Annotated in this window: 11 protein-coding genes; 6 read left to right on the top strand and 5 right to left on the bottom strand. The window is 60.3% G+C overall.

Features of this window, described 5'->3' with window-relative positions; genetic code table 11:
• Positions 1-51: 51 nt before the first annotated feature.
• Complete coding sequence (gene madL / locus PSH90_RS24830) at positions 52-444, top strand: malonate transporter subunit MadL (RefSeq protein ID WP_016772756.1); 393 nt, start codon at positions 52-54, stop codon at positions 442-444.
• Between the two features lie 5 nt (positions 445-449).
• Entirely contained in the window at positions 450-1,214 is a 765-nt protein-coding gene (gene madM / locus PSH90_RS24825) for a malonate transporter subunit MadM (RefSeq protein ID WP_041476796.1), read from the top strand.
• A 198-nt stretch (positions 1,215-1,412) separates the two neighbouring features.
• Here madM and PSH90_RS24820 read toward each other — a convergent pair whose 3' ends face one another.
• Positions 1,413-2,333: a LysR substrate-binding domain-containing protein gene (locus PSH90_RS24820; protein WP_056786436.1), complete on the bottom strand. Its 921-nt coding sequence runs from the start codon at positions 2,331-2,333 to the stop codon at positions 1,413-1,415.
• Positions 2,334-2,473: 140 nt separating this feature from the next.
• On the opposite strand from PSH90_RS24820, the gene PSH90_RS24815 reads away from it, so the two are divergent.
• Positions 2,474-3,091: a hemolysin III family protein gene (locus tag PSH90_RS24815; protein ID WP_039757573.1), complete on the top strand. Its 618-nt coding sequence runs from the start codon at positions 2,474-2,476 to the stop codon at positions 3,089-3,091.
• A gap of 175 nt (positions 3,092-3,266) precedes the next feature.
• Here PSH90_RS24815 and PSH90_RS24805 read toward each other — a convergent pair whose 3' ends face one another.
• Complete coding sequence (locus PSH90_RS24805; RefSeq protein ID WP_150636902.1) at positions 3,267-3,986, bottom strand: 16S rRNA (uracil(1498)-N(3))-methyltransferase; 720 nt, start codon at positions 3,984-3,986, stop codon at positions 3,267-3,269.
• A 144-nt stretch (positions 3,987-4,130) separates the two neighbouring features.
• Positions 4,131-5,537 (bottom strand): adenosylmethionine--8-amino-7-oxononanoate transaminase, encoded by a 1,407-nt coding sequence (locus PSH90_RS24800; RefSeq protein ID WP_095181345.1) that lies wholly within the window; start codon positions 5,535-5,537, stop codon positions 4,131-4,133.
• 223 nt (positions 5,538-5,760) lie between these two features.
• Here PSH90_RS24800 and PSH90_RS24795 point away from each other — a divergent pair, with 223 nt between their 5' ends.
• On the top strand, positions 5,761-7,530 hold the full coding sequence (locus PSH90_RS24795) for a flavin monoamine oxidase family protein (protein ID WP_236167701.1): 1,770 nt from the start codon (positions 5,761-5,763) through the stop codon (positions 7,528-7,530).
• Between the two features lie 362 nt (positions 7,531-7,892).
• Here PSH90_RS24795 and PSH90_RS24790 read toward each other — a convergent pair whose 3' ends face one another.
• Complete coding sequence (locus tag PSH90_RS24790; RefSeq protein WP_305381674.1) at positions 7,893-8,390, bottom strand: hypothetical protein; 498 nt, start codon at positions 8,388-8,390, stop codon at positions 7,893-7,895.
• Positions 8,391-8,690: 300 nt separating this feature from the next.
• Between PSH90_RS24790 and PSH90_RS24785 the strand changes: the two genes are divergently transcribed.
• Both PSH90_RS24785 and PSH90_RS24780 read left to right on the top strand, forming a co-directional pair.
• Positions 8,691-9,242 (top strand): cytochrome b, encoded by a 552-nt coding sequence (locus PSH90_RS24785; protein WP_041476792.1) that lies wholly within the window; start codon positions 8,691-8,693, stop codon positions 9,240-9,242.
• A 31-nt stretch (positions 9,243-9,273) separates the two neighbouring features.
• A complete protein-coding gene (locus PSH90_RS24780) occupies positions 9,274-9,852 on the top strand; it encodes a YceI family protein (protein ID WP_039757580.1) in 579 nt (192 codons plus the stop codon).
• A 248-nt stretch (positions 9,853-10,100) separates the two neighbouring features.
• Here the strand turns inward: PSH90_RS24780 and PSH90_RS24775 are convergent, their stop codons facing one another.
• Positions 10,101-11,963, bottom strand: coding sequence for a DEAD/DEAH box helicase (locus PSH90_RS24775; RefSeq protein WP_016772767.1), 1,863 nt, complete (start codon positions 11,961-11,963; stop codon positions 10,101-10,103).
• Positions 11,964-12,163: the final 200 nt, after the last annotated feature.

Genomic DNA, 12,163 nt, shown 5'->3' with positions numbered 1-12,163 from the left:
GCTTCGAACAACAAAAACAACATTCGACGATGCACTTTGAGGACTACAACAATGATTATTTACGGTGTGGCATTTCTCGCCTTTTGCACGCTGGTCGGTATCTGGGTCGGTGAATTGCTCGGCAAGCTGATCGGCGTGCCGGCCAATGTCGGCGGTGTCGGTATTGCGATGCTGCTGTTGATCGGCCTGGGCAGCTATCTCTACAAGAGCGGCTGGCTCAAGGGCAAGACCGAGCAGGGCGTGGAGTTCTGGAGCGCGATCTACATCCCCATCGTGGTCGCCATGGCCGCACAGCAGAATGTCTACGGTGCGCTGAAGGGCGGGCCGATGGCGATTCTCGCCGGCACCCTCGCCGTAGTGATCGCCTTTGCTCTGGTGCCGGTGCTGACGCGCATGGGCAACAAGCAAGAGACGCCGATTGCTCCAGCCAAGACTGCGGGGTAATCGCCATGTACGAATCAATGATGAAAGTGATCACCGGCTACGGTTTGATCAGCGGCTTTTTGATTGTCGGCCTGACCATGTGGGTGTCCTACTGGATGTCCAACACTTTCACCAAGGGCCGTCTGCACGGTTCGGCGATCGCCATTCTGCTCGGGCTGGTGCTGTCGTATATCGGCGGCGCGCTGACCGGTGGGCAGAAGGGCGTGGTGGATATTCCCCTGCTGTCCGGCATCGGCCTGCTCGGCGGTGCGATGCTGCGGGATTTCGCGATTGTGGCGACGGCGTTTGGCGTGAGTGTCGATGAGCTCAAACGCGCCGGATTCGTCGGTGTGCTGGCGCTGTTTGTCGGCGTTGGCACCTCGTTCGTCGCCGGCGTCGGCGTGGCGATGGCGTTCGGCTACACCGATGCGGTGAGCCTGACCACCATTGGCGCCGGTGCCGTGACTTATATCGTTGGCCCGGTGACCGGTGCGGCGATTGGTGCCAGCTCCGAGGTGATGGCGCTGTCGATTGCGGCGGGGCTGATCAAGGCGATTCTGGTGATGGTGATGACACCGTTCGTGGCACCGATGATCGGCCTGAACAATCCGCGCAGCGCGGTGATTTTCGGTGGGTTGATGGGCACCTCCAGCGGTGTTGCCGGAGGCCTGGCGGCCACCGATCCGAAGCTGGTGCCGTACGGTTGCCTGACGGCGGCGTTCTACACCGCGCTCGGGTGTCTGCTTGGGCCTTCGCTGTTGTTTCTGGCGATGCGCGGGTTGATGGGTTAGTCAATTCAAGCTGCCCTCACCCTAACCCTCTCCCGGAGGGAGAGGGGACTGACCGAGTTGTTCTGGCGTTATACATCGACCTGAAATTTCTAAGTCGAACTCAGGTTCTGAAAAAGCCCCCGATCTGCTCCCTTTCCCCCTCTACCCCTTGGGGGAGAGGGCTGGGGTGAGGGGGTAGCTCTTGATTTTGATCTTGATCTAAACCCCAGCCTGCCGATTGGCATACATCCGACACTCCGCCAGCAACGCCAGCAGATTCGGATCACGCTCCTTGGCCTTGAGAAACACCACGCCAATGTGCTGCTGCAACCGGTACTTCTCCTGCAACGGAATCAGCTTCACCCGATTCTCGTACACCGCCGCAATCCGCCCCGGCAACAAGGCGTACCCCACCCCTGAGCTGACCATGCTCAGCAGGGTGAAGATGTCATTGACCTGCATCGCCACCTTCGGCTCGAACCCTGCTTGCTTGAATACCCGCACACCGTCCTGATGCGTGGCGAAGCCCTGGGTCAGGGTGATGAAGGTTTCATCGCGCACTTCCGCCAGATCGACTTCACTGCGCTGAGCGAATTTTGAATCCGCCGGGGTGGCGAGGAAGATGTCGTCGGAGAACAGCGCAATCTGTTCGCAGTCCGGATCGTTGATGCTGTCGTCCAGCGACACCAGAATCGCGTCGACTTCCATGTTTTTCAGCTTGTAGAGCAGGTCGATGTTCGAGCCGAGGATCAGGTCGATGTTGAGTTCGCTGCGGCGGATTTTCAGGCCCATGATCAGCTGCGGCACGGTTTTCACCGTCAGCGAATACAGCGAGCCGAGCTTGAAGCGCTCGGCGGAGAACCCGGCGGCTTCGCGGGTCAGGCGCACGCTGTCGACGACGTCGTTGATCAGCTTCTGCGCACGTTCTTCCAGCACATAAGCGCTTTCCAGCGGCGTCAGGTTGCGCCCTTCGTGTTTGAACAGCGGGCAGCGCAGGGCGTTTTCCAAAGAGTGAATGGCGCGGTGCACGCTGACGTTGCTGGTCTGCAGTTCGGCGGCAGCGCGGGCGAGGTTGCCGGTGCGCATGAAGGCGAGGAACACCTCGAGTTTTTTCAGGGTCAATTCTTCGTCGATCAGCATGGCGCGGACTCTTTTTGGTATCGGCCGATTGTGCCCAATTCCCGCGGGCCGCGCAGGCGAGGTTGAACAGAAACATTGCGCTTTTACGCTCAAGGCCCGAGCCTTGCGCGCTGCGGTAACGAATGTGAGGTGAGCAATACATGTATCACGGGGAAAAACTCAACGCCTGGACCCATCTGGTCGGGGCCATCGCCGCGTTTATCGGCGGCGTGTGGATGCTGGTGATTGCCAGCCTCGACGGCAGTCCGTGGAAGATTGTCAGCGTGGCGATCTACGCCTTCACTTTGCTGGTGCTCTACAGCGCCTCGACCGTGTATCACAGCGTGCGCGGGCGCAAGAAAGCGATCATGAAGAAGGTCGATCATTTCTCGATCTACCTGCTGATCGCCGGCAGCTACACGCCGTTCTGCCTGGTGACGTTACGCGGGCCTTGGGGCTGGACGCTGTTCGGGATTGTCTGGGGGCTGGCGCTGATCGGCATCCTGCAAGAGATCAAACCGCGTTCCGAGGCGCGGATTCTGTCGATCGTGATTTACGCGGTGATGGGCTGGATCGTGCTGGTCGCGGTCAAACCGCTGATTGCCGCACTGGGCACGGCGGGGTTTGCCTGGCTGGCGTCGGGCGGGGTTTTGTATACGGTGGGGATTATCTTTTTTGCCCTGGATCACCGCCTGCGGCATGCCCATGGCATCTGGCATCTGTTTGTGATCGCGGGAAGTCTGCTGCACTTTGTCGCGATTCTGTTTTACGTCCTGTAAATGCAATCCCTGTGGGAGCGAGCCTGCTCGCGAAGGCGTCAGGTCAGCCAACACCTTCGTTGAATGAAACACCGCTTTCGCGAGCAGGCTCGCTCCCACAATAAATCTTCAGTGAACTCTGGTTTTGTGAACACCCTAGATCCAATGTGGGAGCGAGCCTGCTCGCGAAGGGGCCTTAGAAATCACCCCACAGTTGCTGGGCCACCGCCAACGCCACTACCGGCGCGGTCTCGGTGCGCAACACGCGCGGGCCGAGGCGGGCAGCGTGGAAACCGTTGCCTTTGGCCTGCTCGACTTCGCCATCCGTCAACCCACCTTCCGGTCCGATCAGAAACGCCAGCGTCGCCGGTTTGGCATGGCTGACCAGCGGTTCTGCGACCGGATGCAGCACCAGTTTCAATTCGGCTTCGGTCTGCTTGAGCCAGTCCGCCAGCAACACTGGTGGATGAATCACTGGCACCCGTGAACGCCCGCACTGTTCGCAGGCACTGATTGCCACTTGGCGCCAATGCAGCAAGCGCTTGTCGGCGCGTTCGTCCTTGAGCCGCACTTCGCAGCGTTCGCTGAAGATCGGGGTGATTTGCATCACGCCGAGTTCAGTGGCTTTCTGAATCGCCCAGTCCATGCGCTCGCCCCGGGACAGGCCCTGGCCGAGGTGGATCTGCAGCGGCGATTCGATTTGTCCGGCGAACTGCTCGTCGATCTGCACGACCACGCGCTTCTTGCCGACTTCGACGAGCGATCCGCGAAACTCATGGCCGGAACCGTCGAACAACTGCACCGCATCGCCTTCGGCCATGCGCAGGACGCGGCTGATGTAATGCGCCTGGGCCTCCGGCAGTTCGTGTTCGCCAGTGCTCAGCGGGGCGTCGATAAAGAAGCGGGACAGTCTCATGCGGGGTCTCTGTAAAAAGTGTAAAAGTCTGGCGGCCCTATCGCTGGCAAGCCAGCTCCCACAAGGACTTGCGCAGGACCTGTGGGAGCTGGCTTGCCAGCGATGACGGTAGTCCGTTCACCGCTGAAGCTTAAGTGAAATAGATCAGCCCGGGTCGCGGAATCCCGGATGGAAGTCTTTCGGCACCGCAACACTGACGCTGTCACGCGTAGCAATATCAATACCTTCACTGGCCACTTCGGCCAGAAAGTCGATCTGCTCCGGGGTGATCACATACGGCGGCAGGAAATACACCACGCTGCCCAGCGGCCGCAACAACGCACCACGTTCCAGTGCATGCTGGAAAACCTTCAAGCCACGACGCTCCTGCCAAGGGTAGGCCTCTTTCGTGGCTTTATCCTTGACCATCTCGATGGCCAGGACCATGCCGGTCTGGCGCACTTCGGAGACGTTCGGGTGATCCACCAGATGCGCAGTCGCCGAGGCCATGCGCTGAGCCAAGGCTTTGTTGTTCTCGATGACGTTGTCCTGCTCGAAGATATCCAGGGTCGCCAATGCCGCCGCGCAGGCCAGCGGGTTGCCGGTGTAGCTGTGCGAGTGGAGGAAGGCGCGCAGGGTCGGGTAGTCGTCGTAGAAGGCGCTGTAGACCTCGTCGGTGGTCAGGCACGCGGCCAGCGGCAGGTAGCCGCCGGTGAGGGCTTTCGACAGGCAGAGGAAGTCCGGGCGGATGCCGGCCTGTTCGCAGGCGAACATCGTTCCGGTGCGGCCGAAACCAACGGCGATTTCGTCGTGGATCAGGTGCACGCCGTAACGGTCGCAGGCCTCGCGCAACAGCTTGAGGTACACCGGGTGATACATGCGCATGCCGCCGGCACCTTGAATCAACGGCTCGACGATAACTGCCGCGACGCTGTCATGATTCTCTGCCAGCGTCTGTTCCATGGCCGCGAACATATTGCGTGAGTGTTCTTCCCAGCTCATGCCGTCGGGCCGGCCATAGCAATCCGGGCTCGGCACTTTGATGGTGTCCATCAACAGGGCTTTGTAGGTCTCGGTGAACAGCGGCACATCGCCGACCGCCATCGCCGCCATGGTCTCGCCGTGATAGCTGTTGGTCAGGGTGACGAAGCGCTTCTTGTTTGGTTGGCCGCGATTGAGCCAGTAGTGAAAGCTCATCTTCAGCGCGACTTCGATGCAGGACGAGCCGTTATCGGCGTAGAACACCCGGTTCAGGCCTTGCGGGGTCATTTTCACCAGGCGCTCGGACAGCTCGATCACCGGCTGATGGCTGAAACCGGCAAGGATCACGTGTTCGAGTTGATCGACCTGATCCTTGATGCGCTGGTTGATCCGCGGGTTGGCGTGGCCGAACACGTTGACCCACCAGGAACTGACTGCGTCGAGGTAGCGCTTGCCTTCGAAGTCTTCGAGCCAGACGCCTTCGCCGCGCTTGATCGGGATCAGCGGCAGCTGTTCGTGGTCTTTCATCTGGGTGCAGGGATGCCACAACACCGCGAGATCGCGTTGCATCCACTGGTTATTCAGGCCCATTTACAGTCTCCTCGAGGCGGCTCGCGTCAGGCGCGGGCGAACAATCGCGCAAGCCTATGCAATGCATCGCGCGGGAACAACCCATTGTGTCGATTGAACTACTTTGTCTGAGCCGATAGACGTCGCTGGCGGCGTTTTGATGGCTAACGTATTCTTCGCGGTTCTTTGAGTCGTCTGACTCGCAAAACTGCTTTTTCCCACATGTTTTTCCGGAGTTCGCTGAATGTCTGTCGGTTGGCTGCGCGCCTGTGCGCTGGTGATGTTGGGGCTGTTCAGCGTTACGGCGCTGGCCAAGGATAAAACCGCGATCGTGATTGGCGGCGGCCTGTCGGGTCTGACCGCTGCTTACGAACTGCAGAACAAAGGCTGGCAGGTCACCCTGCTGGAAGCCAAACCGAGCCTGGGCGGGCGCTCGGGCATGGCCACCAGCGAGTGGATCGGCAACGACAAGACTCAGCCGGTGCTGAACAAGTACGTGTCGACCTTCAAGCTCGGCACCACGCCGGCGCCGGAATTTGTGCGTACGCCGGGTTATCTGATCGATGGCGATTATTTCTCCGCCGCTGATCTGGCCACCAAACAGCCAGCCACCGCCGATGCGCTCAAGCGCTACCAGAAAACCCTCGACGATCTGGCGCGCTCGATCGACGACCCGCAGAACCCGGCGGCGACCGCCACCCTGCATGCACTGGACCAGATCACCGTATCGAGCTGGCTCGACAAGCAGAACCTGCCGGCCACCGCGCGTCAGTTGATCAACCAGGACATTCGCACCCACTACGACGAGCCTTCGCGTCTGTCGCTGCTGTATTTCGCTCAGCAGAACCGCGTCTATCGCGGCGTTTCCGACCGCGACCTGCGCGCCTCGCGTCTGGTCGGCGGCAGCCAGGTCCTGGCCCAGGCCTTCGTCAAACAGATCAAGACCATCAAGACCAGCTCGCCGGTCTCGGCCATCATCCAGGACAAGGACGGTGTGACCGTCAAAGTCGGCAGCGTCGGCTATCAGGCCGACTACGTTGTGCTGGCGGTACCGCTGCGCGCGCTGAACAAGATCGCCCTGACCCCTGCGCTGGATGCCCAGCATCTGGCGGCGATCAAAGGCACCAACTACGGCTGGCGCGACCAGATCATGCTGAAGTTCAAGACGCCAGTGTGGGAAAGCAAATCGCGCATGTCCGGCGAGATTTACAGCAATACCGGTCTGGGCATGCTCTGGATCGAACCGGCACTGAAGGGCGGCGCCAACGTGGTGATCAACCTGTCCGGCGATAACGCCCGTGTGATGCAGGCGTTCGGCGACAAGCAGATGGTCGATCAGGTGCTGATCCGTCTGCACGCGTTTTACCCACAGGCCCGTGGCTCGTTCACCGGTTATGAAATCCGTCGCTACAGCACCGATCCGTCGATGGGCGGCGCCTACCTGGCTTACGGCCCGGGGCAGATCAGCAAGTTCTGGCGCCTGTGGGAACGTCCGCTGCAACGCGTAGCGTTTGCCGGTGAACACACCGACACCTTGTACCCGGGCACTCTGGAAGGCGCACTGCGCACCGGCCAGCGCGCGGCTAGCCAGGTTGAAGATCTGGCGGCAGGCAAGTCGTTCGAACCGGCCAAAGTGGTTCCGGCTGCAGCTGCGGCAGGCGCGGCGGGTGCGGTAGCGGCGAAGAAGGGCAACTTCTTCAGCAACCTGTTCGGCGGTTCGGATGACGAGAAGAAGCCAGAGCCTGTGAAAGCGCCAGAGCCAGCACCTGCTCCGGCCGCTCCAGCGCCTGCACCGACCCCGGCACCTGCGCCAGCGCCGGTGGAAGCACCGAAGCCAGCGGCCCCGGTAAAAGCCGAGCCGGCGAAAAAAGCAGCGGCCAAGCCAGCGGCGAAGAAACCGGCGGCAAAAACCGAAACGAAAAAGCCGGCGGCCAAACCGGCGGCGAAGAAGGCTGAACCGGCGAAGAAGCCAGCGGCCAAGCCTGCTGCAACGACCGAGACCAAGGCGCAGTAAGGCTTTGTTCACATGAAAACGCGGCCCTCGGGTCGCGTTTTTTTTACCCTGCGTTTCAGTCCTTCGTCATCCGGTTACGGGACTTACCGGCGTACCGGAGCCTTCCCACAAGATGCTCGGAATGAGGTGATAGCGGCTGCCAGCGCGCCAATTTTATGCTGGAAAAAATTGGAGGCATGCTATGAAAACGCTTATCGCGATACTGGTTTTGATTGCACTTTCCGGATGTAGCAACGGGCAATTTTTCCCCGGCGGCTATGGTTCTGAACTGGCGCACAAGTGCCACATAGACCCCTACAGTGCCGAATGCCTGCAACCGCCGGCAGTACTTCATAACTGATCGGCCATGAATGGCTGGTCAGTCAAAACTCCCACTTGAAGAATTCTGTCCCGTTCGGCAGTTTCCTCAGCCACTTTTGCTTGGGTTTGCGCAGGCGCCCGGGAATGAAACCGAAACGCGCCCAGCGCAGACTGCCCGTGCGCTGGTCGTAACTCACCAGGTTTCCATCGTCCTGCACAGTCATGTATGTGTTGTACCAAAGCGACTTGTCGGTGCTGTGCGTGCTTTCCGCGATCCATAATCGTCGCCTGGAGGGGTCATAAAGAAAGCCGCTGTTGCTGATCACAAACTGCAGCGGCTCGCGCATCTTCTTCGGGTGCAAAGTTGCGCTGTAAGGTTGATTGGCGTCGGCGATCCAGATGATCGCCTCACCGTCCTTGAGCACGAGGTTCCCGTCGCTTTGCAGCATCAGACGAAATCGACCGTTCTCGGATTGCAGGAATTGGCCCGCAGACATCGTTTGATTGGGCGGCAGTACAGACGAACCACTTGCTTGAAAGGGCGTATATCGCAGAGCCATGTTTTCGTGCCTGTTTGAATAATGAAAAGAAGCATCATTCGAGCAGGTTTGAATTGCGCATCAGCGGTACATAGTTATCAGGGTCGAGTTTCGCCGTCTGCGTGTGCATAGATGACGATGGTCAATGCAGCCCCCGTCATCTGTACAAGCGCTCCACGCAGGAATCGCCTTTAATCCTTCCTTAACACCTCGCTCGCAGACTCTTGATCGTATTTATCGATATTTCAAAGCAAAATTTTCCGCTTTAATTCGATAGATAACTCGCTAGTCTTGGTTCGCAGTTCTCACAGGATTTGGGCAATGCAGCTACGTAACTCTTCTTCGCGCTATGGTTGGGTCAGCATCTTCATGCACTGGGGCGTGGCGCTGGCGGTCTTCGGGCTGTTTGCGCTGGGTCTGTGGATGGTTGGGCTGGATTACTACAGTACCTGGCGCAAAGACGCGCCGGATCTGCACAAGAGCATCGGTCTGGTGCTGCTTGGTGTGATGGTGTTGCGGGTGCTGTGGCGCTTCATCAGCCCACCGCCGCCAACGCTGCAAAGCTACAGCCGCATGACCCGTATCGGCGCCAAGTTCGGCCACGGGTTTCTGTATCTGGCGCTGTTCGCTGTGATGATTGCCGGTTACCTGATTTCCACCGCAGACGGTGTCGGGATCCCGGTGTTTGGCCTGTTTGAAGTACCTGCTCTGCTCTCCGGACTACCGGATCAGGCAGATACCGCTGGGGTGATTCATCTGTGGCTGGCGTGGGCACTGGTAATTTTTTCCGGTCTCCATGCGTTGGCAGCATTGAAGCACCACTTTATCGATCGTGATGCGACCCTCACCCGAATGCTCGGTCGCAAAGCCTGAAATTCAACCTCGACTCAAAGGAAAAGAAAGCATGTTGAAAAAGACTCTGGCCGCTCTGGCAATCGGTTCGGCCGTGCTGTCCGCCAACGTAATGGCTGCTGACTATGTAGTAGACAAGGAAGGCCAGCACGCCTTCGTCGACTTCAAGATCAGCCACCTGGGCTACAGCTACATCACCGGTACCTTCAAAGACATCGACGGCAAGTTCAGCTTCGACGCTGCCAAGCCTGAAGACAGCAAGATCGAGTTCAACGTCAACACTGCCAGCGTGTTCACCAACCACGCCGAGCGCGACAAGCACATCGCCAGCGCTGATTTCCTCAACGCCAGCAAGTTCGGCAAGGCTACTTTCGTATCCACCAGCGTCAAGTCCACCGGTGCCAACACCGCTGACGTGACCGGCGACCTGACCCTGCTGGGCGTAACCAAGCCGGTTGTCGTCAAGGCCACCTTCCTGGGCGAAGGCAAGGATCCATGGGGCGGCTACCGTGCCGGCTTCGAAGGCACCACCACCATCAAGCGTTCCGATTTCGGCAAGCAGAAAGACCTCGGTCCGAAGTCCGATGCGGTCGAGCTGTATGTTTCGTTCGAAGGTGTGAAAGCGAAATAAATTTCGCCGCCACATGAAAACGCCCCCGGTCGAAAGGTCGGGGGCGTTTTTTTTGTCATAACACGCTATTCCTTGTGGGAGCGAGCCTGCTCGCGAAAGCGGTGTGTCAATCGGCAAAGATTCAGCTGACCCGCCGCCTTCGCGAGCAGGCTCGCTCCCACAGGGGTATTGCGGTATGGCAGAGATAATCGAGGTAAAAAAATGCCCCGGCTCTTTCGAGTCGGGGCATTTTCATGGCGGGTTAAAACTCAGCGATTGCGGGTCAGCAAGGCTGGTTTCTCGCCACGCGGGCGGCTTGGCAGTTGATCGAGCTGCTCAGGCGTCGGGAAGCGGTCGGCTTTCGATTCCTTGTGCATGATCTTCGGACCGTTGCTGCGCGGGTTCTGCACGGCCGGTTCGCTGCGAGGTTGATCGTCACGGGCCGGGCGGCGGTTGCGCGGCGCGGATTCGTCGCGACGACCCTGACCATCACGCGGTGCGCCATTGCGCGGGCCGCTGCGTTTGGCCGGTGGTGTGCCGGTGCTCGAGCCGTTGCTGTTGCGCGGACCGTTCTGGCGACCCTGGGGCTGACCGCCACGGGGTGCGCCAGCGCCTTGCGCCGGTGCACCCGGACGACGGCCACGGCCGCCGGCAGGAGCGGCTTTCGGCACGTAGTCGACGCGGTTACCGAAGTTATCGATATCGTCGTCGAGGAACTCGTCCGGGGCACGGTCAGCTGCTGCACGCGGTGGCTGGCTCGGGCGCTGTTCGCGGCTCGGGGTGCCTTCGCGCGGTTTCTGCTGACGGGCAGGGCGCTCGCCACGTTCACCGGCCGGTTTTTCCTTGCCCTTGTCTTTGCCTTTGTCCTTGCGACCACCACCACCGCCGCCGCCATTCGGACCGTCGCCACGCGGGCCACGGGAATTGCGCGGGTTGCGGATGTCCGGACGCTCGCGGGCTTCCGGCTTCTCGGCTTCGATGGTGCTGGAGTCGAAGCCCATCAGATCGCCGTCGGCAATCTTCTGCTTGGTCATGCGCTCGATGCTTTTCAGCAGTTTTTCTTCGTCCGGCGCGACCAGCGAGATCGCCTCGCCTGAACGACCGGCGCGGCCGGTACGGCCGATACGGTGCACATAGTCTTCATCGACGTTCGGCAGCTCGAAGTTGACCACATGCGGCAACTGATCGATGTCCAGGCCACGGGCAGCGATGTCGGTGGCAACCAGAATGCGTACTTCGCCGGCCTTGAAGTCGGCCAGGGCTTTGGTGCGCGCGTTCTGGCTCTTGTTACCGTGGATTGCCACAGCCGGCAGGCCGTGTTTGTCCAGGTATTCAGCGAGACGGTTGGCGCCGTGCTTGGTGCGGGTAAAAACCAGTACCTGTTCCCACGCGCCGGCGGTGATCAGGTGCGCCAGCAGCGCACGCTTGTGGCTGGCCGGCAGGCGGAACACGCGTTGTTCGATGCGCTCGACCGTGGTGTTTGGCGGCGTCACTTCGATGCGTTCCGGGTTGTGCAGCAGCTTGCCGGCGAGGTCGGTGATGTCTTTGGAGAAGGTCGCCGAGAACAGCAGGTTCTGACGCTTGGCCGGCAGACGCGCGAGGACTTTCTTCACGTCGTGGACAAAACCCATGTCGAGCATGCGGTCGGCTTCGTCGAGAACGAGAATTTCCACGTGGGACAGATCGACGCTGCCCTGGCCGGCGAGGTCGAGCAAGCGACCCGGGCAGGCGACGAGAACGTCGACGCCACGGGACATGGCCTGGACCTGCGGGTTCATGCCGACGCCGCCGAAGATGCAGGCGCTGACGAATTTCAGGTCACGGGCGTAGATCTTGAAGCTCTCGTGCACCTGGGCCGCGAGTTCGCGGGTCGGGGTCAGGACCAGCACGCGCGGTTGGCGCGGGCCGTGACGCTGGGATTTGTCCGGGTGACCGTTGGGGAACAACCGCTCCAGAATCGGGAGGGCGAAGCCGCCGGTTTTACCGGTACCTGTCTGAGCCGCCACCATCAGGTCGCGACCTTGCAACACGGCGGGAATGGCCCGCTGTTGCACCGGAGTAGGCTCGGTATAGCCCGCATCTTCGATGGCACGGACTAAAGCCTCGGAGAGACCGAGGGAAGCAAAGGACATGAGTAATCCTGTTTTAGTTAGGGCTTGGCCCAATGGGAGTCTTGCCTGGCGCGAATCACGTTTAAGAGGACGCAATCCCGTCCGGTCCAGCGGCGGTTCCGAAGGCACGTCAGGAGCGCTCGCGCGGGCTGGAAGCTGCGCTGTAGCGGGTCGAGAGGCCTGTTACGGTTCCGGGCGTCCGGGCGTGAGCCTGGCGGGAA

The organism is Pseudomonas sp. FP1762, from assembly GCF_030687105.1.
GTDB lineage: Bacteria > Pseudomonadota > Gammaproteobacteria > Pseudomonadales > Pseudomonadaceae > Aquipseudomonas > Aquipseudomonas siliginis.
The sequence above is the reverse complement of the archived record's forward strand: the minus strand, read 5'-3'. Positions and strand labels throughout refer to the sequence as shown.